21 protein-coding genes are annotated in these 23,136 nt (G+C 28.1%); 4 read left to right on the forward strand and 17 right to left on the reverse strand.

Annotated features, from left to right (window positions below; all coding sequences use genetic code 11):
- Positions 1–32: 32 nt before the first annotated feature.
- Both rpmE and OIF33_RS05515 read left to right on the forward strand, forming a co-directional pair.
- Positions 33–239 (forward strand): 50S ribosomal protein L31, encoded by a 207-nt coding sequence (gene rpmE, locus OIF33_RS05510; protein WP_003452406.1) that lies wholly within the window; start codon positions 33–35, stop codon positions 237–239.
- A gap of 108 nt (positions 240–347) precedes the next feature.
- Positions 348–1,472 (forward strand): MGDG synthase family glycosyltransferase, encoded by a 1,125-nt coding sequence (locus tag OIF33_RS05515; protein WP_416173351.1) that lies wholly within the window; start codon positions 348–350, stop codon positions 1,470–1,472.
- A 107-nt stretch (positions 1,473–1,579) separates the two neighbouring features.
- Here OIF33_RS05515 and rho read toward each other — a convergent pair whose 3' ends face one another.
- The 12 genes from rho to OIF33_RS05575 all read right to left on the reverse strand — a co-directional run bounded on the left by rho (position 1,580) and on the right by OIF33_RS05575 (position 16,310).
- A complete protein-coding gene (gene rho / locus OIF33_RS05520) occupies positions 1,580–3,046 on the reverse strand; it encodes a transcription termination factor Rho (protein WP_322503210.1) in 1,467 nt (488 codons plus the stop codon).
- A 260-nt stretch (positions 3,047–3,306) separates the two neighbouring features.
- Complete coding sequence (locus tag OIF33_RS05525; RefSeq protein WP_322503211.1) at positions 3,307–4,914, reverse strand: CTP synthase; 1,608 nt, start codon at positions 4,912–4,914, stop codon at positions 3,307–3,309.
- A gap of 349 nt (positions 4,915–5,263) precedes the next feature.
- Positions 5,264–5,683: a DUF1934 domain-containing protein gene (locus OIF33_RS05530; protein WP_322503212.1), complete on the reverse strand. Its 420-nt coding sequence runs from the start codon at positions 5,681–5,683 to the stop codon at positions 5,264–5,266.
- A 23-nt stretch (positions 5,684–5,706) separates the two neighbouring features.
- Positions 5,707–6,687: a tRNA 4-thiouridine(8) synthase ThiI gene (locus tag OIF33_RS05535; RefSeq protein ID WP_322503213.1), complete on the reverse strand. Its 981-nt coding sequence runs from the start codon at positions 6,685–6,687 to the stop codon at positions 5,707–5,709.
- Positions 6,688–6,732: 45 nt separating this feature from the next.
- Entirely contained in the window at positions 6,733–7,362 is a 630-nt protein-coding gene (gene spoIIR / locus OIF33_RS05540; protein ID WP_322503214.1) for a stage II sporulation protein R, read from the reverse strand.
- 68 nt (positions 7,363–7,430) lie between these two features.
- Positions 7,431–8,297 carry a 4-(cytidine 5'-diphospho)-2-C-methyl-D-erythritol kinase gene (ispE, locus tag OIF33_RS05545; RefSeq protein ID WP_322503215.1) on the reverse strand — a complete coding sequence of 289 codons (867 nt, stop codon included), beginning with the start codon at positions 8,295–8,297 and terminating at the stop codon, positions 7,431–7,433.
- 134 nt (positions 8,298–8,431) lie between these two features.
- Positions 8,432–11,056: a cyanophycin synthetase gene (cphA, locus tag OIF33_RS05550; RefSeq protein WP_322503216.1), complete on the reverse strand. Its 2,625-nt coding sequence runs from the start codon at positions 11,054–11,056 to the stop codon at positions 8,432–8,434.
- Positions 11,043–11,870: a cyanophycinase gene (locus tag OIF33_RS05555; protein WP_322503217.1), complete on the reverse strand. Its 828-nt coding sequence runs from the start codon at positions 11,868–11,870 to the stop codon at positions 11,043–11,045. Before OIF33_RS05555 ends, cphA begins: the two co-directional genes overlap by 14 nt.
- Positions 11,871–11,973: 103 nt before the next feature.
- Positions 11,974–13,536, reverse strand: a complete 1,563-nt coding sequence (locus tag OIF33_RS05560; RefSeq protein ID WP_322503218.1) for a DUF3794 and LysM peptidoglycan-binding domain-containing protein — start codon at positions 13,534–13,536, stop codon at positions 11,974–11,976.
- 363 nt (positions 13,537–13,899) lie between these two features.
- Positions 13,900–14,136, reverse strand: coding sequence for a Veg family protein (locus OIF33_RS05565; protein WP_003462688.1), 237 nt, complete (start codon positions 14,134–14,136; stop codon positions 13,900–13,902).
- 163 nt (positions 14,137–14,299) lie between these two features.
- Entirely contained in the window at positions 14,300–15,187 is an 888-nt protein-coding gene (yabG, locus tag OIF33_RS05570) for a sporulation peptidase YabG (RefSeq protein ID WP_322503219.1), read from the reverse strand.
- A gap of 118 nt (positions 15,188–15,305) precedes the next feature.
- Positions 15,306–16,310, reverse strand: a complete 1,005-nt coding sequence (locus OIF33_RS05575; protein ID WP_322503220.1) for a CotS family spore coat protein — start codon at positions 16,308–16,310, stop codon at positions 15,306–15,308.
- Positions 16,311–16,421: 111 nt separating this feature from the next.
- Between OIF33_RS05575 and OIF33_RS05580 the strand changes: the two genes are divergently transcribed.
- Complete coding sequence (locus OIF33_RS05580; protein ID WP_322503221.1) at positions 16,422–17,540, forward strand: glycosyltransferase family 1 protein; 1,119 nt, start codon at positions 16,422–16,424, stop codon at positions 17,538–17,540.
- A 61-nt stretch (positions 17,541–17,601) separates the two neighbouring features.
- Here OIF33_RS05580 and OIF33_RS05585 read toward each other — a convergent pair whose 3' ends face one another.
- From OIF33_RS05585 to OIF33_RS05595, 3 genes are read right to left on the reverse strand one after another with little or no spacing between them, the layout of a single operon-like run.
- Positions 17,602–18,642 carry a CotS family spore coat protein gene (locus OIF33_RS05585; protein WP_322503222.1) on the reverse strand — a complete coding sequence of 347 codons (1,041 nt, stop codon included), beginning with the start codon at positions 18,640–18,642 and terminating at the stop codon, positions 17,602–17,604.
- 15 nt (positions 18,643–18,657) lie between these two features.
- Positions 18,658–19,341 (reverse strand): hypothetical protein, encoded by a 684-nt coding sequence (locus tag OIF33_RS05590; protein ID WP_322503223.1) that lies wholly within the window; start codon positions 19,339–19,341, stop codon positions 18,658–18,660.
- Positions 19,342–19,348: 7 nt separating this feature from the next.
- Entirely contained in the window at positions 19,349–20,356 is a 1,008-nt protein-coding gene (locus tag OIF33_RS05595) for a CotS family spore coat protein (protein WP_322503224.1), read from the reverse strand.
- 128 nt (positions 20,357–20,484) lie between these two features.
- Here OIF33_RS05595 and OIF33_RS05600 point away from each other — a divergent pair, with 128 nt between their 5' ends.
- Complete coding sequence (locus OIF33_RS05600) at positions 20,485–21,630, forward strand: glycosyltransferase family 1 protein (protein ID WP_322503225.1); 1,146 nt, start codon at positions 20,485–20,487, stop codon at positions 21,628–21,630.
- Positions 21,631–21,975: 345 nt separating this feature from the next.
- Here OIF33_RS05600 and OIF33_RS05605 read toward each other — a convergent pair whose 3' ends face one another.
- Both OIF33_RS05605 and OIF33_RS05610 read right to left on the reverse strand, forming a co-directional pair.
- Positions 21,976–22,506, reverse strand: coding sequence for a Gx transporter family protein (locus OIF33_RS05605; RefSeq protein WP_322503226.1), 531 nt, complete (start codon positions 22,504–22,506; stop codon positions 21,976–21,978).
- 166 nt (positions 22,507–22,672) lie between these two features.
- Complete coding sequence (locus OIF33_RS05610) at positions 22,673–23,044, reverse strand: NusG domain II-containing protein (RefSeq protein ID WP_322503227.1); 372 nt, start codon at positions 23,042–23,044, stop codon at positions 22,673–22,675.
- Positions 23,045–23,136 lie beyond the last annotated feature (92 nt).

The following is a 23,136-nucleotide window of genomic DNA, read 5'->3' on the forward strand; positions in this document are numbered from 1 at the left end:
ACATTTTTTTATTTTTGAAAGAGGTGAATTACATGAGACAAGGCATACATCCAGAATACCATCACGATACAGTGGTTAAGTGTGCATGTGGAAACACTTTCACAACTGGTTCAGTTAAACCAGAACTTAAAGTTGAAATATGCTCTAAGTGCCACCCATTCTTCACAGGAAAACAAAAAATCGTTGATGTTGGCGGAAGAGTTGATAAGTTCAACAAGAGATTTAATCTTAATAAATAATTTCTTTATGGGAAAGACTCAAATCTTTCCCATTTTTGTTTATAAGGAATATTTTTCAAATAAAGTTTGTTTTTACAAACATATTTTTAGTAAAAGTGAGTGAATATGATGAAAAAAGTTCTTATTTTAAGTACATCTACTGGTTATGGTCATAATCAAGCAGCTAACTCTTTAATGGAACTTATAAAGAATGATGATACAGAAATTCTTATACACGATTTTCTTAAGGAGAACCGTTTCTTTGATAGATCAATAGTAAATGGATACGATTTATGTGCAAGTTCCCTAGGAACTCTTTATGGTCTACTTTACAAAATTAGTAATATAAGAATTATAAATAGTTTAACTAGTCTTTTATTTTTGCCTGTTGCAAATAAGTTAGCTAAATTTATTGATAATTTTAATCCAGACTTAATTATTACAACGCATCCTTTAGCCATAAGTATTCTTTCTCATTTAAAAAGAAAAAAAGTTATAACAGTACCAGTTATCTCTGTTGTTACTGATTTTAAATGTCATTATACTTATATATCTAAAAGAATTGATCATTACATAGTTGCTTCTGAATTCACAAAAGAAAATCTAGCTTCAAAAGGAATACTTAAAGAAAAAATATCGCCTTTTGGTATCCCTACAAAAAAAGATTTTTACGAAGCAGATTATCATAATTATGTAGAACATATTACCAAACCACCATTAAAGCTCCTTTTAATGGGAGGCGGCATGGGTTTAGATAACATATCTAAAGTCTTAGAAACTCTAATGAAAAATGAGAACCCTTTAGATTTAACTATTGTTTGTGGAAACAACACTGTGTTAAAGGAACATTTATGTAAAGAATATGAACATGTAAAAGGGAATAAAACATTAAATATTTTAGGATATACAACGGAAATACCTAAAATAATGAAAAATTCTGATTTAATCATTACAAAGCCTGGTGGATTAACTACTACCGAATCACTTTTAAGTCATTTACCGATGATAATTCCATTTATAATTCCAGGTCAAGAAAGTGAAAATAGAGACTTTTTATCACAAAGCAATTGTGCAATTGCTATCAATCACTTGGAAGAATTAAATACGGTAATTGACGAATTCAATACAGATAATAATAAATTAATTAATATGAGAAATAGTATTTTAGAAGTATTAAGTTCATATTCTCCAGAAGAGACAGTTAAACTTTGTACCAATATGCTAAATAATTCTTATAATAAAAGAAGATATTAAAGTTAAAACTTTAATATCTTCTTTTATTTTTCTATCAATTATAACAATATTATTTTTCACTAAATTATTTGATGTAATCTAAAAACTTCCTAAATACCAATATTTAATTATTCCAAATTACTCTTTAATACAACTTGTAAAAATTCCTTATTATTCTTTGTCTTTGATAATAAGTTTATAAGCTTTTCAGCAACATCTTCTATATTATTTTCTCTTTGTAATACTCTTCTTATTTTATATGAAGCTTCTCTTTCTTCTTCATTAAATAATAAATCTTCTTTTCTTGTACCAGATTTATAGATATCTATAGCTGGGAATATTCTTCTTTCTTGAAGTTTTCTATCTAAATGTACTTCCATATTTCCAGTACCTTTAAATTCTTCAAAAATCATATCATCCATTCTACTTCCTGTATCTACTAATGAAGTAGCTAATATAGTTAAACTTCCGCCTTCTTCTAGCTTTCTTGCTGCTCCAAAGAATTTTTTAGGCATTATAAGTGCTCCTGGATCTAATCCCCCTGATAAAGTTCTTCCAGAAGGAGTAACTGTTAAGTTATAAGCTCTAGCTAATCTTGTTAATGAATCCATTAATATAACTACATCACTACCTTGTTCAACCATTCTCTTAGCCCTTTCTAATACAATGCTTGAAACCTTAGCGTGGTTTTGTGGTTCTTCATCAAAAGTTGAATAGATTACCTCTCCATCAATACTTCTCTTCATATCTGTTACTTCTTCAGGTCTTTCATCAATTAAAAGAACTATAAGTTTAACCTCAGGATTATTTCTTGATATGTTTTGAGCTATTCTTTTTAATAATGTTGTTTTACCAGCTTTAGGTGGTGCAACAATCATACCTCTTTGTCCCTTACCTATTGGACAGATTATATCCATAAGTCTTGAACTTAAATCCCTACTATTATCGCTTTCTAATTTAAGTCTTTCTTTTGGATAAATTGGAGTTAAATCTTCAAACTTCTTTCTTCCAACTGCTTTTTCCGGACTTTCTCCATTTACCTTTTCCACATAAAGAAGAGCTTTAAATTTTTCTCCCTCTTTTGGAATTCTAACCTTACCTTGAACTTCATCACCAGTTCTTAATCCGAATCTTCTTATTTGTGATGGTGAAACATATATATCATCTTCACTTGTTAAATAATTTCTACATCTTAAAAAACCAAAATTATTATTATCTAATATTTCCAGTATTCCTTTAGCTGAGTCTGATGAACTTATCATATCCTTTAATTGTTCTTTTTTACCTTCATCATTGCCGTTGCTGTAGTTATTACTATAACTATTATTATTACTATAACTATTATTATTTCTAAAATTTCTTTCATTAGAAGTATTTTCTCTACTTCCACCTTGCTCTTTTTGAGATATTTTTTCTCTTAAAACAACACCATCTTTATGTATCATTTTAGTATTATTATTTTGTTTATCAAAAACAGCTTTTAATTCTTCAATTAATTCGCTTTTTTTCTTTTTACTTATATTTTTTATTCCTAATTCTTTAGCCTTTTCTTTTAACTGGACTAAAGTCATATTTTCATATTGTTCTATATTCAATTTAAGCACCTCCTGCTTTTTTTAATTAGTGGAATAAGGTAAAGAAAAGTTATTTTAGATTGCCTTAAGAATTTAATATATAGAAACTTTCGAATATTCTTTAAAAAATATATAAACTAATTATGTTAAATATTTATATTATTATCATATCACATAAAATCTAATCTATATATAGTATATTTTCCTAACATTTATTCCCATAACTAATTAGTCAAAAAAGGATACCTAACAAAAGTTAGGTATCCTTTTATAAAATTTAATTATTTATTGTTTAATGCAGCACCAACAAATCCTACGAATAATGGATGTGGTCTGTTTGGTCTTGATTTTAATTCTGGATGATATTGAACTGCTACGAACCATGGATGATCCTTAACTTCTACACATTCAACTAATCTTCCATCTGGTGAAGTACCAGCTATAGTTAATCCTGACTCTAATAATTGAGCTCTGTACTCATTATTGAATTCATATCTATGTCTATGTCTTTCGTAGATTAAATCTGAAGCATAAACATCTTTGCAGAATGTATCGTCTTCTAATTTACATGGATATAATCCTAATCTCATTGTTCCACCTAAATCTTCAACATCCTTTTGCTCAGGCATTAAGTCGATTACTGGGAATGGAGTTTCTGGATTTAATTCTGATGAATGAGCTCCTTCTAATCCTAATACGTTTCTAGCATATTCTATAACAGCACATTGCATTCCTAAACATATTCCTAAGAAAGGTTTTTTGTTTTCTCTTGCCCATCTTATAGCTTCTATTTTTCCTTCTACTCCTCTGTCTCCGAATCCACCAGGTACTAAAACTCCGTCTACACCTTTTAATAATTCATCAACATTTTCTTTAGTTACATCTTCAGCGTTTATCCACTCTATTTCAACGTTAGTATCATTGCTTAATCCACCGTGATTTAAAGCTTCAACAACTGATATGTATGCATCATGTAACTCAACATATTTACCAACTAAAGCAATCTTAGTTGTGTGAGTTAAGTGAGTTATTCTATGAACCATGTCTATCCATTCAGCATTGTCTATATCTCTGCATCCAAGGCTTAATTTTTCACAAACTAATCTATCTAAACCTTCTTTATGTAACATTAAAGGAACAGCATATAAATGTTCTGCATCTAAGTTTTGGATAACTTCACTTGCATCTATATTACAGAATAATCCGATTTTCTTCTTGATATCTTCTGATAATTCTTTTTCTGATCTACAAACTATTATATCTGGTTGAATTCCTATACTTCTTAATTCTTTAACTGAGTGTTGAGTTGGTTTAGTTTTTAACTCACCAGCTTTTCCTAAGTAAGGTACTAATGTAACATGTATGAAACAAACATTTTCTTTACCTACATCATACTTAATTTGTCTTATAGCTTCTAAGAAAGGTAATGATTCGATATCACCAATTGTTCCACCGATCTCAGTGATTACTACATCTACATCTCTTTCTTTTCCTACTCTGTGAACTCTATCTTTTATAGCGTTAGTTATGTGAGGTATAACCTGTACAGTACCACCTAAGTACTCACCTTTTCTCTCTTTTGATATTACTGACCAGTAAACTCTACCTGAAGTAACGTTTGAGTTTTGAGTTAAGTTTTCATCTATGAATCTTTCATAGTGACCTAAATCTAAGTCTGTCTCAGCACCATCATCTGTTACGAAAACTTCTCCGTGTTGGTATGGACTCATTGTACCTGGGTCAATATTTAGATATGGGTCAAACTTTTGAATACTTACACTTAACCCTCTATTTTTTAATAATCTACCTAATGAAGCAGCTGTTATTCCTTTTCCTAATGAAGAAACAACTCCACCTGTTACGAATACGTACTTAGTATTTTTGCTCATATATCTTCCTCCTAATGTAAAATTATGCTTGACATCGTTCTTTGTTTCATTTATAATGATAATTACCTCATTTAGAATGGGTTTTTTATTGCTTGTTTTAATAACATAGTAGATATTCTACCAAATCTTAATGTGGAAGTCTAGTACTTTTTTTTGTTTTTTTAATTTTTTTATTTGTAGAACGTTTACTATTTATATTTTGCTCAGCTTTAGCAGAATTACTTATTAATATTTGAATTTATATGTTGAAACTTATTTAAATTAGTTTCAACTTTTTTATTTTAATTATAAATAAAATTTTATAAAAATAAGGCTATATCAAAAATATAGCCTTATTTAAATTTATAAATTATTCTTCTACTTTTATTTTCATATCAAGATTTGTTTGTATAGGACTTTGTCCTCCAGCTATTAGATGATATTTTATGGATATATTTCCTCCATTTTCATTAACGTCTAACTCTAACTCTTTTGTTGAAGTTTTAAGCTCTAACATTCCATAAGGAGTATTATAAAGGGCAACTGATGTATTATCCTTTTCAAACTCCATCTTTGTACTTGTTGTTCCTTCTCTATGTAATACAACCTTGTCACCTTTTATTCTTAAAGTTGTCTTTGTTCCTTCCATTCCTGATATCTCAGTTTCATCATAAGTAGCTATAAATTCATCCCCATCAGTAGAAAATTCGCCAACAGTAACAACTTCTATCTTTTCTTGTTCATCAATTTCTTGAGTACTACATATTGATATTATAGCTTTTTTACCCATATTAATGATCCTTTCTAAATCAATTATTGATTTATCATATACTTTTTAAGTTCCTCATCTTTAAATGGAGTTATTGTTATTGTATTTATCTCTCCATCTTTTTCATAATTTATTTCAACAGCATCACTGTCTTTTTCTTTACAATATCTTCCGCATATTCTAGCGGCAACTTCTAAATCCTCTTGGTTAAATTCACCTCTTAATATAACAGGCGCTCCAGTAGAATTCTTAGGTGTAACTAAAACATCACTATCTTTTTTAAATTTAACTATATCTTCCCACTCATCACCACTTCTAGCTATTATAGCTTTATTTTTAGGTGAAATTCTCATATGTCTACCATATTTAAGAAGTCCTATTTCATCTTTAGCTACCTCTTCTTGGTTATCAAGTAAATCACTTAATCTTATAGCATATCCTGGCTCTGTTAACTTACATCCACCTGCTGGTGATGGATAGTCTACTATATTCCATTTTTCAGCAAGCTCCATTTGAGCCTTTCTACTTCTACCTGATATTTTTAATAATTTTTCTCTATCTACTAATCCATTTAGCTCCATTTCTGTAGGCTCTAAATTTAAAGCACATAAAGGTCTTAATATTTTTTCACTAAATCCTGATTCTTTTTTTACAGTATTTAAGGCTTGTCTATTTTGAGACATTGGTCTTTGATTTAAAACCTCTCCAGTTATTATGAAATCAGCATCAAATTTCTTTAGTAATTCCCCTGAATATCTCATCATCATAGCATGACAATCTATACATGGATTCATATTTTTCCCTCTACCATGTTTAGGGTCTTTTACCATCTCAAAATGCTCATCTGAAAAATCAACTACCTCTAAAGGCATATCTATTTGTTTGCACATTCTTTTAGCATTTTCTTCATTAAAGAAATAAGATCTAAAACAAATACCTATTACTTCTATTCCTTGTTCTTTTATTAATTTTGCAGCTAATATACTATCTAATCCACCTGAAACCATGGCTAATGCTTTAGTCATATTTTTTCCTCCTAAAAATCACTTTATTATCATATGTTAATTCTTTTATTTAAATAAATCAAATATTTTTAATTCAAAATTTACATCATTTTCTTTTTTATTAACTTGCTTAAACTCCTCTTCTGATAAAACATCTTTCATCTTTTTTTCTGTTTCATCATAAGCTACTTGTCCTTTAGTAACATCTATAAAACATAAAGGTGGAAACATAACACACCACCAATTTTGCCCTTCTCCTTCTCCAATTAAAATTCTATAAGCTTCATATTCACCTTGTGGTAAAACTATATTTCCATATTCTTTAACTGGGAAATTTTCTCTTGTTAAAGTAGTTTCAACAGTATAATTAAAACCTTCTTCTTTTATACAATTTTCAGCTATTTCAATGATATTACCATCTTCTCTTTTTAAAATCTCTCTTGATTCTTCTAAACTTTCAGATTCATTTAATATAGGCAAAATATATTTAAGAACTTCATCCTTAACTTTCATTTTTAACTGTTGATCTATGTTACTATCACTATTGGCTAAAACATGAAATCTTATTAACTTTTCACTTATATCCTCAACAACATTTTCTTCTGAAACACCTAAAGCTTGTCTCTTATTTAAAGATGTTCCAACAATACTAAAAACTAAAATTCCTAAAAATAAAATTGATAATACTTTTTTCATAACAAACACCCCCTGATACCTTGATTATTACCAAAGAGCATTTTTATATACACTAAAGAATTATTTTTTTATAAATTATTATTGCTTATAGTTCTCGTTATGTATACATCTGAATATTTATATTTATTCTTTAAAAACTCAAAAGATTTTTGAGCAGTCAACATGTCATCAAAAAAAGCAAATACAGTAGGACCACTTCCGCTCATCATAGCTCCTAAAGCACCACTTCTTCTCATATCTTCTTTTATTGTTTTTAATACACTATGTTTTTTTAAAGTTACGTTTTCTAACACATTTTTCATATTCTTTGCAACATAGTTTAAATCATCATTTTCCATAGCCTCTATTAATTCTTCTATGTTAACATGTTTTCTTATCTTATTTATATCTAAGTTTGTATATACCTCTTTAGTGGAGACTCCAAAGTTAGGTTTTAGTACAACTAAAATTTTATTTTCAAAAGGTTTTAAAGGTGTTATAACTTCTCCAATCCCTTCACATAAAGCAGTTCCTCCCTCAATACAATAAGGAACATCTGCACCTATTTTAAGACCTAATTCTTTTAACTCTTCTAAACTAGCATTAACTTTAAAAAGTTTATTCATCATAACTAAAACTGCAGCGGCATTAGTACTTCCTCCTGCCATTCCAGCAGCAACAGGTATATTCTTTTTAATACTAATCTTTACTCCACCTTTTATATTAAAATTTTCTCTAAATAACACTGCTGCTTTATAAGCTAAATTTCTTTCATCTGTAGGGACATAATGCTTATTACAAGAAATACTTATACTACTATCATTACTTTTCTCAATATCTATAACATCATATAAATCTACTGTTTGCATTATCATTCTTAGTAAATGATAGTTATCTTCTCTTTTTCCAATAGCATCTAAAGCTATATTTACCTTTGCATAAGCTTTCATTTTCATATAATCACCCTTCTTACATTATTAAAGCTAAATATAATTATATTATTTTCTTTCAAAAACATAAAGAGTTAATTAAAATAAAGAGAAATCTTCTAAATTACTAATAGAAGATTTCTCCTGTAAACCTATCATTCTTATAAACTAGCACTTTTTAATCCTTTTACTCCATTATTCTTAAATTCATTTATTATATTATAAAGTGGCTCATAATCTTCAAAAAACATTATTATAGTATCACCTTTTTTAGCCGTTTTTAAAGTTTCTATAAGTGCTTCTTCCTCTGATAGTATTTTTGAAACTTTTAAGTTTTTTCTAGAAGCTTCATTTACTCCTTCTAGCATGATATTTGCAACTTCTCCTTTTTCTCTTCCCCTTAAATCTTTATCCTCTTTTATTACTATAGAATCAAAAAATTCACCACTTAATTTTCCAACTGTTTTTATAGTATTTAAATCTCTATCTCCTGGAACTCCTATTATCCCAGTTATATTTTTAAATCCAATATTTTTAAGTGATTCTATTATAACCTTATACCCATCTATGTTATGTCCATAGTCTAAAATTACATTTACTCCATTAACATCAAATATATTAAATCTTCCTCTATTATCTTCCTCACAAGATTTAAATTGTTTTAATCCTTTTGAGATGATACAGTAATCAACCTCTATTCCAACTAAAGCTGCACAAGCTGCCATTGCATTTTCTATATTATGTTTAAGTTTCCCATTTATAGTGAACTTCATTTCTTCAGCAGAAGCTATTCTGTATTCCTTACCTCTATTCTTCACATATATAGTTTCATCTCTATAAAATACAATTGGATTTCCATTTTTCAAGTTATCTTGAATATACTTATTATTTTCATCCATAGAGAATAATATTTTAGGTTTTTTTATTCTATCTAAAATTTTTATACTCCACTCATCATCAGCATTTATAATTGAATAGCCATTATCTTTTACAGCTTCTCCTACCAATGATTTTACAAAAGCTAAATCTTCTAAATCATTTATACCATCTATGCCTAAATGATCTTCTCTTATGTTTGTTATTACTCCTACATCTGCTAAGTTGTAGGCTAATCCTCTTCTTACTAATCCTCCCCTTGCACTTTCTAAAACAGCGACCTCAACCTCTGGATTTAATAATACTGATTTTGCACTTTCATACCCAGTATCATCACCTTTATGTATATATTTATCTCCTATTTTTACTCCCGAAGTTGTTGTACATCCCACATTAAATCCTATTAATTTTAAAATATAGGATATTAATCTAACTGTTGTGGTCTTTCCATTTGTTCCTGTAACTGATATAACAGGGATATTATCATATCCGTTTTTAAACATATTATCTAAAATCTTCTTACCTACATTTCTTTCTTTTCCTACTGTTGGGAAATGATGCATTCTTATTCCTGGTGCTGCATTTACTTCTAATATTATTCCACCAGTATCATATAAGGGTTCTGATATTGATTTTGTACAAATATCTATACCACATATATCTAGACCAATGACTTTTGCTGCTCTTTCACAAATTTCAATATTTTCTTTACATATTAAATCTGTGTAGTCTTCAGCACTTCCTCCTGTAGAAAGATTAGCATTCCCTCTTAAAATAAGTTTTTCACCATATTCTAAAATTGAATTTAGATAATATCCTAATTTCTCTAATCTATTCATTAATTCTTCGTCTATTTTAACCTTTGTTAAAGGCTTTTCATGTCCTTCGCCTCTTAGAGGATTAGCATTCATGGCATCTATTAAATCCTTAATACTTCTTACACCATCCCCTATTATGAAAGGTGGTTTTCTTAAAGATACTGCTACTACTTTGTAATCCACTAGCATGACTCTATAATCATTTCCCTCTTTATATTCCTCTATCATTACTTCTTTACATTCTTTAATTAATTCAGCATATGCTCTTAATAACTCTTTTTCATTATTTATATTTACAAAAACTCCATTGCCCTTACTTCCCCATTGAGGTTTTAAGACTACTGGATATCCTATCCTATTTACCACTTCAAGAAGTTGTAATGTATTAAAAACTTTTTCCCCTTTAGCTACAGGTAAATTTTCAATATCTAATAGTTCTTTTGTAAGCATCTTATCACAAGCTATATCTACAGCTATTCCCTTTGTATTGCTACCAATTGTAGCACTAAATCTTTTTCCAGCTTTTCCATAACCTATCTGATATAAATTTCCATTTCCTATAGAAACAACAGGAAGACCAACATCACTAGCAGCATCACATATTGCCTTTGTTGATGGCCCTATACTTTCTTCTCTAATAACTCTTTTTATTATTTCTAATCTTTCATCAAAATTAATATCTTTCTTTTTTATTATAGCGTTCATTAAATCTACAGCTAATTCAGCAATTAAAATAGCTGTTTTCTTTAATTTATATTCAAAGATTATATAATAAAAATCATCTTTAATCTCTCTTGCTTTTCCGTACTTTACGTCTATGCCTAACTTATTATGTATTCCTATTATTGTATGTTCACAAACATGAGCTAAATATGTTCCTTCTTTTAAACGTTCCACAAAGCCTCCGTCTATGTCTATTCCACATCTATGCGTATATAATTCTGGAACATAATTTAATAGTCTTTCATTAAATCCATCAATATCCTTTGTAGGCGTTTCACAATATCCTTCCAAATCAACATCTAATCTCACACAACTTCTATGTGAATAAATGTTTCTTCCTTCAAAGATACGTTGATTATTTATCTTCATTTTTATTTCTTTCCTCCTCAAAAGGCACCCTAGTTAATAAATTCATTTTTTTGCCTGATGTTAATACATGTAACTTAACATTAAATATACTAAAAACTTCATCTTGTTTTCTTTCAGATACATTGGTATATTCTATTTTTCTTCCATCAACAAAATAAACTGCTCCACTTCCAATAACCATTAATTCATCATCATTAATTACTATGGCAGTATCTTCATCTATACCTACCCCTAATACTTCTGGATTTTGACAAACACCTGATAATAATCTTCCTATTCTTCCTCTTTGTGCAAAGTGTTGGTCTATAAGAGTATTTTTTATAAGCCCTAGTCCTGCTGACATATTTAACGTGCTCTTTTTAGGGGATTCCTCCTCTTCTCCTCCAACAATCATCACATCGCTCATAACTGATGCTCCTGCTGATGTTCCAACAAAATAACAACCTTCGTTGCTTCTTTTTTGCAAAATATCATAAAGAGGTGTTCCTCCTATTAAACTTGTTATTCTAAGCTGGTCACCGCCTGTAAAAAATATAACAGAAGCATCATTTACTAAGTTAATATTTTCCTCATCAAAAGCTTCTTCTCTTTCTATAACACGAAGCTCCTTAATCTCTCTTATTCCCATACTTGAAAATATATTTTTATATTGTTCTATGACTATATTAGGAGATTCTGTAGCTATGGTTGCTATTACCATAATTCCATCGGATTCTTTGAACCTATCTGCTACAAAATTTAATATAATCTTGTCTCCTTTCTTATCTTCTGCTCCACCTATTATTATTAAATTTTTTTTGCTACTACTTTTCAAAACTATTCACCTCAAATCATGCATTTCTTATTTTTGCCACAAATATTATATTTATTCATAATAAAAAAAGAGTTTTATGGTATAAAACCATAAAACTCTTTTTCTATAATATTGCTCTTCCCGGAATCATAATCTTTTCACCAGCATATATAACATCTGGATTTTCAATGTTATTTAGCTTAACTAAATCATCTATTGTAGTTCTATATTTCTTCGCTAAACTCCATAAAGTATCACCTTTTTGTATTATATATATTGTTACAGATGCTCTTTTTTCAACTTTATCATCATTTTGCTCAACATCTCTTACATATTCTTTGTCAAACATATCTGAACATTTAGCATAAAAATATATATTTGCTTTTACAGCTATGCTATTTCCTTCTATGCTACATAGTAAATCTTCTATATTTGCTTTAGTGTCAAAGGTCATTCCTGATTGTGAATTAGGCATATCTAATGCAAACTCAAAAGGTATTTCTCCACATACTTTATTAAGTCCTTTTTCCTCGTCTGTTGTTTTATATATTGCCTTAATTGCTAAATTACCTTTTATAACTACCCTAGAGTCAGCAAAATAACTTTCCATACCAACAATATTACCAGTACAGTCTATTACTTGAGTAGCATCTCCACCATCTTTTAATAAATTAATATTACCTCTTATTGTTGAATCATTTGAATTTTCACTAACTGACATATTAACCTTACAGTTTCCTTTTAAAGGCATTATATTTCGAGTTGGAGAATATAAATCTTCAACAGTTTCTGTTAATTCTAATTTAGATACTCTAACATTAGCATCAACAGCTAAATTTACATCTATTACTCTACTTTCCCCTAAGTCATTTTGAGATATTCTTGCATCATGGTCTTTTATTTCAAAATATCCATTGCAATTCATATCAGCATTTACCCCTACAACTTCTTCTTCCTTTGATAGGTATAAGTCTTCTTCTAATGCTACAACTTCTCTTGAATCATAAGCTCTATATAAAATATTTATTTTAGCTAAACATGATACTTGTACCTTATCTTCCCCTAACTTAACTTCTTGTCTATGAAGCATATATCCACACTTTATTATTTTTCCTATTTGAGGCTTATCCATTCCTATATTTATAGGTAATTGTCCATTCATTGAGCAAACCATGTTAGTTATATTTTTTTCTATACTTTCTGGTTTTCTCTTTATTTGTAAATCTCCTAAGCCATCTAATTCTTTTACAACATCAATTTTTTCTTCCTTATAAACCCTATATTTAGTTTTAAGTTTTCCTTCTACTCTTATCTTTCTTTCATTGATTATGTTCGCATCGATATGTTCTAAATTACATTCCATATCACACATCATACTATGTTCGGCACCAGCTATATCAATAAAGCTAGAATTTTTTTCTTTGTAAACAACACTATTTACACCTAATCCCTCTTCTTCTCTAGCTAAGTACATAACATTACACTCAACTTCATATTCTAATAAAACTCTATCACTTTGAACTTCTCTATTAAGTACAAATACATTAGTATCTACTGAAAGCACTTCATGAACATCTGGCTGAGTATCTGGTATTAAGTATTCTTCTCTAAATGGTATGTCTAACGAATTTTCATTTAAAATTTTTTCAAATCCAAGACTTTCTTTAATAATATCTAAATTAACCAAATCTATCCCTCCTAAATAATCTACTACTATAATATATATGTATGACAGTACCATTATGATAATTCTTCTTATTATTACTTTATTTATTTTTATTTTATCTTTTGAATTTATAAACGTTTACATTAATTTTTAAAGTAAAATTAAAAAAAACATTGTTTTTTTCGACATTTTTTTATAAAAAGTGTTGACACTCTAAAAAAAATGTCGTATTATAAAGATGGTTATTGACCATATAACCTCTCATAAATTCTCAATACCCTTTTATACCATAGTTGAAAGATGGAAACCCACCATCTTTCTTTTTTTTTGTGAAAATTAATTTAAATAAAAAAACTAGCTAATTTACTTAGCTAGCCTTTTTATTTAACCAACAAAATCTAGTTGAACTGTTTTTGTAAGTACATCTGAATAACTGTATGTCACTTTCCTTTGGGTGTCTTTTTGTAATCTAACTACAAAAATACTTGGGTGAACACTTTCTAGTATTCCTTCATTTTCCAAAATCTTCTTTCTTCCACCATTAGCTCTTAGTTTAACTTTCTCACCTACGTGATCCTCTATGCTTTTTCTGATGGAATTCAATGTAAGTCTGGTACTCATTTTAACACCCTCTTTCTATTATATATTATACACTAAAAAGGATGTTTTTTCAATAGAACAAAATATTTTACTATATAAAGCCGTGTCTTGTCAATAAAAATATACTACATTTAAACTAAAACATCCAATTATATTATTAACTGAAACCTTTTATTTTATTCTATTAATTTATATACGGTGATTTGGGATATCCTTCCCTATATTTCCCTCTAGTTTGAAGCCCTCCTATACCTTTTATTCCTGTTATTGTGTTTTCTATAACATCTTTTATAGATACAATTTCATCGATTCTTGTATATGCTATTCTTTCACAAACTAAAACTGGATCTAAACAATGTATAAGTACTCTATTCGGTGAACTTGCAAAATTAGCTCCTGCTTCTAAAATGCTTTCATAACAGGATTGACAAGCCCCTGCAAAAATAACAAGTTCATCATAACTTGAATTATGGCTTCTTAAAATTTTTACAGCATCAATAAAATATTTTGAATTTCTATAATTATTTAAATCAAGCATTCCTTTTGAATCCTTAAGAACACCATCATGTCCAGTTAGCACAACTATATCTGGATTATACTCCTTTACTAAAGATAGAACTTTTAAAGGCTGATCCTTTTCAGATATTGCTATGCCTACAGCATTTAAATTTAATTGCTTATATGCCTTCAAACATGTTTCCATATAAGATGGATCACCATCTATATGAAGTATTCTTCCTGGCCTCCCAAAAACCAAACCATTATCCTTTGCAGCTCTACTCTCATTAATCTTTTCATCATCTCTCGTAATAGATTCACTGCTTCGTTGCTCTCTACTTATTAAAACCTTTTTAATAATATCATTCACCTTTGAATCGAAAGCTCTATCCTTATCACCAGCAAAACTATCCTCTACCTTTATTAAATCCTCTTCCTGTGAATCAGCTATTATCCTAATATGAAGCCCTTTTAAAATATAAATTATTCTTCCATCATCATCTTTTATATCTATAATTTTAAAAGTTATATCCTTACTATATGACTTTCTTACTACTAGATCTCCAACTTTCATATGTCTTCTCCTAACTTATATAATCCCATTATCATAATATGAATATTGGTTTATAATTGTGATGAAGCTAATTTTTTTCAATAAAAATAGTGCCTAAACCTAGGCACCTAAACCACTGTTATCCAACTTGATTATATTTAGCTTTGAAATCTTCAATGAATTTTATATAGCTTTCTTTCTCATTAATTATGTTGTTCATTTTATTCATGAAAACATTTTGTCCCCATATAACTTCATTATAATAATATCTATTAGCTAGTCTCCAATACCTTTGAGGAAATAATAAGTATGCATATAAAACTTCATATTCCTCCTCTTTTAATTGACTTACTGAATTATATGCATCAATTATAGCCTCTGCATATTCAATATTCCAATCAACTCTTTTTAAAACCTTTTTCATGAAATTGGCTATGTCATATGTTCTTATTTCTCTCTTACAATAATCGAAGTCTATTATATAAACTTCATTATCTTCTCCAATTATTATATTGTGATAAGTATAATCATGATGACAAAATACTTTTTCAGTCTCAGCCTCTTCACATAAACTTAGATATTTTGAATTATTTAAAACCTTCGCAGCCCTTATTGCTAAATCTTTATAAAAATCAATATTTTTTATATAAAGAATATCAAAATCTTTTTTCAAATTCTTTTTTCTAGCCATGCCTCTCATTTTTTCTAAGGCTTTTCCCCTCTTCTCCATAAGATATGGCCATCTTCCTAAATCGCTTTTAAGCTTAGAGTTTTCAGGTGGATCATATCCTTTACTAGCTTCATGTAATTCCGCTAATTTTTTAGCAGCTAATTTAACTTCTTCTATATTAGTAAAATCACACTCTCTTCCATTTATCCAATTTGAAAGAGTATATAAATCCTCATTTACTAAAGCATAAGGCTCATCTTCAATATTTAAAAAATATCTGTCTATATGGTCAAAACCATTCTTAGCTAAGTGTTCCTTTGCCCCATAAACAAAAAGAAGCTTTTGAGTCCCATAATTTATCCGTTTTAAACATCTTTCACCCATGTTGCTTTTCAAGTAATATACACCTTTATTAGGCTTTAACTGTTCTATTTTAATATCAAATTGTCTTTCTATTTCAAACTCTCTCATCATATCTATTCACCCCCTACCATATTTATATGTATCAACCTTCGGTTTTATTAACATTTTATTCCATACAGAAATATAATAATAATATATCTCTATACCGAAAGGATTTGACTTATGAAAATATGTATTGATGGAAGAGCTGCCACGCTGTATCGTGGTACTGGAATTGGCAACTACACTTATCAAATAATAAATAATTTACATCAAATAGACTTTTTAAATGACTATAATATACTTATTCCCCCATCATCATCCTTAAACCTACCAAATAAAAATAACTTTAATTATTTAAATTCAACCACAAATGAAGAAAAAAATTTTTGGGAATTTATAAATACTCCTAATTCTAAAGAAAATATTATAGGTGATATTTATCATATTCCTCAAAATGGCATAGGACTCTCTAAACCTAATGATATTAAAACAGTTATTACCCTGCATGATATAATTCCCATGAAAATGCCTGAAACCGTTAGTGACACTTTCTTAAAGATTTTCCAATCCAACATAAAAAATATCTTAGATAACTCAGATGGAATTATTACTGTTTCTAATTTTTCTAAAGAAGATATAAGTAAAACTTTTTCTTATCCTAAAGAGAAGATTTTTGTCACTCATTTAGCTGCTGAGGAAATTTATAAACCATTAAATAAATATCACTCATCTCAATATCTAAAGAAAAAATATAACATAGACACTGATTTTTTATTATATGTAGGAGGATTTAGCCCTAGAAAGAATATCGTTGGAATAATAGAAGCATTTAATCTAGTTAAGGCTTCTTACAAACAAGGATTAAAACTAGTAATCCTAGGATCAAAAGGACCTTCCTATGAAATTTATAGAAAAAAAGTCGAAGAATTAAATTTAACTTCCTCTGTTATTTTTACAGGATTTATTCCTATAGAAGATATGCCAATATTTTATAGTGCAAGTAAAGCTTTGGTATATCCTTCATTTTATGAGGGATTTGGTCTACCTCCTATTGAATGTATGGCCTGTGGCACCCCAGTAATAGCTTCAAATTTGACAGCTATACCTGAGGTATGTAAAGATGCTGCCCTCTTAGTTAACCCTCATGATGTTGATGAAATAAAAGAAAATATATTATTGTTATTAAATCATCCTAAGTTCTATTCACTTATGATTTATAAAGGATTAACCCATTCAAGCAAATTTAATTGGAAGAAAACAGCCTATAACACTCTTGATGCTTATAAGAATATTTCCTAATAAAAACAAAGGCTATATGTATAAATAAGTTTAAAATCTTATTTACATATAGCCTATTTTTTTATTCTTTTATATTGTTTTTTAGATGATTCACTAATACTTCCTTTTCCTTAGTATATTCTAATTTTCTCTCAAATTTATTCAAGAAAGATTCATACTTCCAATCTTTTAATTTATAATAATATTGCATTGATATTGTATAAAAATCATGTGGAAATCTTAAATATACATACATTAATTCTTTTTCTTCTTTTGATAGATTATTTAATTCATCATATTTCTTTATTATTGAATCACACATTTCTAAGCTAAAACCAAATCGCTTTATGCTTTTGCTTATAAAATTACATAAATCTATAACTCTTAAATTTATATTACAATAATCAAAATCTATAAAACTCACTTTATTTTGATTAAAAAGTATATTATGATATGCCAAATCATTGTGGCAAAGAGTTATTTTTCCCTTATCATTACACAATTCATTATATTTGCTCTTTTCTAATAGCTCTATACAAATATCTATATCATTTAAGTGATAGTCCACTTCTTTTGAAAATATTTCGTCAAACTCATTTTTGTATTTATAATTCATTACTAATTCTCTTAAACATTCTAAGCTCTTCTTGCTATTTATAAAATGCTCATTTAATTTAAAAAGTTCACTATTTTTCTCTCTCATTTCTTTTGAAGTTGCCTCTTGAATTCCCATACCTGCATTATGAAGATTAGCTACTGCCTCCGTTATTATTTCTAATTCTACTGGATTTGCAATATTAAATTCAGTACCTTCAAAATAATCTAATAAAATATAGCTATTCCCCTTCCATTGAAATCTATTTTTTCCATTAGGAAGTTTATTTATATTTAATATTCCATCATATTTCTCTCTTAAATACTCTGTAGAATGGATTATAAAGTTTAATCTCTCATCATCATAGTTAATCATTTTTAATATTTTCTTACCTTGTTTGGTATCTAATAAGAATACATTTCTATTTGGTCTTAAGTCAAAAATCTCTAATCCTAATGACTCAAATAACTTCATATCCAAATCATATTTACACAAATACTTTTCATCCTTATATCTAATTTTATTCATATACCTCTCCTCCTTTTATATTAAATAATCTCTCGCTAATAACCCTTCTAAAGCTTTATTTTCAAACTCTATATCTTTTACATATATATCCTGCAAGTACTTCATAGAATTGTAAGGATATTCTATTAAAGCTTTTATATAAATATAGCTTTTAAAATCTAACTCTTCCTTCTCTACAGCTACTTTAATTAAATCATCAAGCTCATTTTTATAAATTCCTTTTATTTTTTTAAAATAAGTATAATAATCATCTTCTCTCATATTAAACTTTATATTATCTAAATTTGTTATAAATACTTTTTTATATCCCTCTTTTATTTCATAATATATTCTTCCAGTGCATACCTCTTCTCTTTCCATAGCTCTTTTAATCAAACTTATATAATCAATGCTTTCAATACTATTTACACTTTTTTTCGACGCCTCTATTACTAGTCTAAAAAAACTATTATTTATATTTATTCTTTCAGCTCTTCTATTCCAAAGCTTAAAAGTTTGAACTATCCTCCATATATCATTTCTAAACTTAAACCTAATTTTATTATTTTCCTTCAAAAAAATATGATGAAGTTCATTTATTGTATTTATATATTCTCTTGTATCGTAAAGTTTAATCTCTTTTTTTCCCTCAGTTATTTCTTTTCTAGGTAATACTTCTATATTATTTTTATTTAAAAATATTTCTAACTCTTGATTCAACTTTAAATCACCTCAAAGTAAAATTACTTAACTCCTGAACAAAACTTTGTCTTAGTTCCCTATCCTTCTTATATTTACCTAGCTTTCTCAAGAAATGTTCTTCTTCCCAAGGTTGTTGCTCCCAATAATATTGAAGTCCTAGTTGCCAATATGCTTGAGGAAATTCAATAAAAGCTGCCATCATTGGAAATTCTTCATTTAACACTTCTTTATTTTTTGAATAGCTATGAATTATATATTTGAATATTTCTAAATTCCATGCTCCTTCTTTCATAGTTCTAACACATATGCTGCTTAAATCATGCAAATGGGAATCTAAAATACAATAATCAAAATCAATTATATTTACATCCCCATTCTCTAATAAAAGTACGTTATGATCTGCATAATCATGATGACAAAAGCCTAGTTTTCCAACCTCTTTCTTCATATAATCAAAATAACCACTATCTTCTATATGATAGAGGGTATTCTCTACTCTCTGTAGCTCCTCATCCATAATAGAAAGATAAAGCTTATCAAATTCTGACTTATATGCTTTTTGATATATCCTTTTTCTAAAATCAAGTATTTCTTCACCTCTTGTTTTAAACACCTTATACCACTGCCCCCAAGCTATTCTTGGCTTAAGACTCCTATTTATAACAAACCCCTCACTACAGTTATGTAGCTCACTAAGCTTTTCAGCTGCTAGCTTTAAATCTAACTTATTCTTATAATTACACTCTCTGCATTTTACCCAGGGAGTTAAATAAGCTAATTTGCCATCTAATTCTATATAATCCTTTTCCTCAACTGTATCAATTATCTTAGGTATTGAATTGAAGTTATTTTTCATAAGATGCTTTTGAGCAGAAACTATAAAATAAAAATGAGGATATTGATATTTTATTACCTTTAAACAATACTCCTCATCACTAGTTATAATTTTATATGTGTTTTTAACCTTTATTATTTCTTTGCTATCTATTCCATAGTTAAGTAAGATTTTGTTCTTTATATAGTCACGATCCATACCTACTCCTACTTTCACTTTTTAATTAGTATATGTTTTTTAAATTCCTCTTGTTACATGCACATTTTATATTCTTTATTAATATTATTAATTATGATAATTATTTTTCTAAGGAGTGGAATCTTATTATGTATAATTTAATAGATGCAAGAGGAGCAACTTGGTATAGAGGTACAGGTATAGGAACATACACATACAACTTATTAACAAACATATTAAAAATAGATAAAAAATCATCTTATGATTTAGTATGTTCTGGAGAAAAAATTCCTGAATTTGAGGCTGAAAATACAAAAATAATAATGTCTTCAAGAAAACATCAAAGGTTTTTTGAAGATTATTATATCCCTACCTATGGAATTAAAGAAAAAATAGATTTACTTCATCTTCCCCAAAACGGAATGGGACTTAACTCTGAAGGAGATTTTGCTAAAGTTGTAACCATTCATGATTTAATCCCATATATTTTACCTGAAACAGTCGGTAAAGGTTACCTAAAAAAATTTCTTCAAAGTATGCCTTATATAATTGATAACTCAACAGGTATAATTACAGTATCTGAATACTCTAAAAATGATATTTTAAGATTCTTCCCTCATTTTCCAGCTGAAAATATATTTGTAACACCACTTGCAGCTAATGAAAGCTATAAACCCTTAGATAAGGAGAAATGCCTTTTCGATGTTAATAAGAGATTTAATTTTAATGGCCCATTTATTATGTATATTGGTGGTTTTAGCTTAAGAAAAAATGTAAGAGGACTTGTTGATGCATTTAGTTCAATTCATAAAAATATAGATGATAACTATAAATTATTGATAGTTGGAGGTTTGAGAGATGAAGGGCTAAAATTAAAAGAATATACTGAAAGTCTTCCAATTGCTGATAAAGTTATTTTCACTGGATTTATTGAAGATGAATATTTACCAACTTTATATAACGCAACTACATTATTCGTTTATCCTTCTCTTTATGAAGGATTTGGTCTTCCTCCATTAGAAGCCATGAGTTGTAAAACAGCCGTTTTAACATCAAATATAACTTCTATTCCTGAGGTTGTTCCATTTAATGAAGTTTTAGTAAATCCTAATAATCAAAAAGAATTATCTCTAAAGCTTGAAAACCTACTAAATGACTCAAAGCTTAGAAGTTCCATAGAAAATCTTTGTTTTGAAAGAAGTAAAGAATTCACTTGGAAAAAGACAGCTGAAAAAACATTAGAAGTTTATAAAAAGATAATAGAAATCTCTAAAAATTCTGTAATAAAATCATAGAATTCTCCTTTATAAAAATAAGGAACTATATAGAGGCAATTAATAAGAAGTTTTATCTTATTTCTACTCTTATATAGTTCCTATTTATATCTTAGGCTATGTTTTAAACTAATGTTTCTTTTTAGATAGAACTGTAAGACCATCTTAATAAGCAGTTATTATTGCATCATATACGTAAGAATAATAGCGTTAAGAAGCTTTTTTTGTTTGAGCGGAGCGAGTTTAAAAGCTTTAGCTATTATTCTGAAGTAGATGATAGCAATACTTTGCGAAATTAAGCTAGGTCTGAAGGGCTAGCTAAAAAGCAACATTCACTTAAAACAATACCTTTGTTTAAACTCTTATTTATCTAACCATATTTTTATGATAATCTAAGTTACTTAAACTTCTTATATGCTTTAATAAATAATTTGCTGTTATTCCTATAAAAATTCCCGTCCCTATGCCAGCCAATGATAAAAATGGTAGATAACTCAATATTCCTATATTCTTAATCACAATAGCTGTAACTATTAGTTGCCCTAGATTATGAAATACTCCACCGACTGTACTTACCCCTATGGCAGAAACTCTATCTTTTAAAGTCTCCTTAATTAAAATCATAGATAAAAAGCTTAAAATTGTTCCTCCTAGCCCAAAAATAAAAGTAGATACTGATCCCATAATAAGGGTTGATAGAATCAATTTTAAAAACACTAACCACAAACACTCTTTGTAATTATCTAAAGTATATAGCCCTATAACAACTATTAGATTAGCTAGTCCCAATTTTGCTCCTGGAGTAATAAAAGGCATTGGTATCATACTTTCAAAAATATATAGAACTAAGGCTTGAGCAACTAGCACTCCTATATAAATTATTTTCTTTGTCTTCATAATATCTATCCCCTTTTTAATACTATAGATAATGAAATATTTAATCTTAAAACTCACTTAAGTCTCCCTTGAACTATAATTTTAAGTGAATGTTAATTTCTATATTCCTATTGAGCATTTTAAAAAACAATACTTATTTAATCCACAAACTTCATAAATTTATTAATTAATAAGATAGTATATATTCCGACTCTTTTTCACCCTTAATTTCAATAAATACTCTATTAGGTAAACATACTATACTTTCACCCACTTTACTTATCTTTCCTTGCCTAATACAAATTCTATCTGTGCAATTTGTATCATGCATATATACATCCTTCCCTTTTATATAAATCTCATTAACACCTCCATTTTCCTCAACCCTAATTTTTTCATCTGTTTCCTCTTTTAACTCAAATACTTTATAATTCTCTCCACCAACACTTATAATTACCTTCATATTTTCTCCCTCAATATTGCTTGGAATAATAAGTCCTAATGGCATTAAAGATATTATTACTAAAATTATAATTATTAAAAAATCCCACTTTTTCATAATAACTCTCCTATTTAACAATTCCTTATTATGTATATATGATTTTAAAACTTAAATTATTATTTTATTATTCTTTAAGGTATTTTTTTTAC

The sequence above is a fragment of the Clostridium sp. LIBA-8841 genome, assembly GCF_034439435.1.
GTDB lineage: Bacteria > Bacillota > Clostridia > Clostridiales > Clostridiaceae > Sarcina.

Bases quoted from the DNA above. Each gene is read 5' to 3' on its own strand.
- rpmE (WP_003452406.1), top strand. From the start codon at position 33: ATGAGACAAGGCATACATCCAGAATACCATCACGATACAGTGGTTAAG.
- OIF33_RS05515 (WP_416173351.1), top strand. From the start codon at position 348: ATGAAAAAAGTTCTTATTTTAAGTACATCTACTGGTTATGGTCATAAT.
- OIF33_RS05525 (WP_322503211.1), bottom strand. From the start codon at position 4,914: ATGAGCAAAAATACTAAGTACGTATTCGTAACAGGTGGAGTTGTTTCT.
- OIF33_RS05530 (WP_322503212.1), bottom strand. From the start codon at position 5,683: ATGGGTAAAAAAGCTATAATATCAATATGTAGTACTCAAGAAATTGAT.
- OIF33_RS05535 (WP_322503213.1), bottom strand. From the start codon at position 6,687: ATGACTAAAGCATTAGCCATGGTTTCAGGTGGATTAGATAGTATATTA.
- spoIIR (WP_322503214.1), bottom strand. From the start codon at position 7,362: ATGAAAAAAGTATTATCAATTTTATTTTTAGGAATTTTAGTTTTTAGT.
- ispE (WP_322503215.1), bottom strand. From the start codon at position 8,297: ATGAAAATGAAAGCTTATGCAAAGGTAAATATAGCTTTAGATGCTATT.
- cphA (WP_322503216.1), bottom strand. From the start codon at position 11,056: ATGAAGATAAATAATCAACGTATCTTTGAAGGAAGAAACATTTATTCA.
- OIF33_RS05565 (WP_003462688.1), bottom strand. From the start codon at position 14,136: ATGAGTACCAGACTTACATTGAATTCCATCAGAAAAAGCATAGAGGAT.
- yabG (WP_322503219.1), bottom strand. From the start codon at position 15,187: ATGAAAGTTGGAGATCTAGTAGTAAGAAAGTCATATAGTAAGGATATA.
- OIF33_RS05575 (WP_322503220.1), bottom strand. From the start codon at position 16,310: ATGATGAGAGAGTTTGAAATAGAAAGACAATTTGATATTAAAATAGAA.
- OIF33_RS05580 (WP_322503221.1), top strand. From the start codon at position 16,422: ATGAAAATATGTATTGATGGAAGAGCTGCCACGCTGTATCGTGGTACT.
- OIF33_RS05585 (WP_322503222.1), bottom strand. From the start codon at position 18,642: ATGAATAAAATTAGATATAAGGATGAAAAGTATTTGTGTAAATATGAT.
- OIF33_RS05595 (WP_322503224.1), bottom strand. From the start codon at position 20,356: ATGGATCGTGACTATATAAAGAACAAAATCTTACTTAACTATGGAATA.
- OIF33_RS05600 (WP_322503225.1), top strand. From the start codon at position 20,485: ATGTATAATTTAATAGATGCAAGAGGAGCAACTTGGTATAGAGGTACA.
- OIF33_RS05605 (WP_322503226.1), bottom strand. From the start codon at position 22,506: ATGAAGACAAAGAAAATAATTTATATAGGAGTGCTAGTTGCTCAAGCC.
- OIF33_RS05610 (WP_322503227.1), bottom strand. From the start codon at position 23,044: ATGAAAAAGTGGGATTTTTTAATAATTATAATTTTAGTAATAATATCT.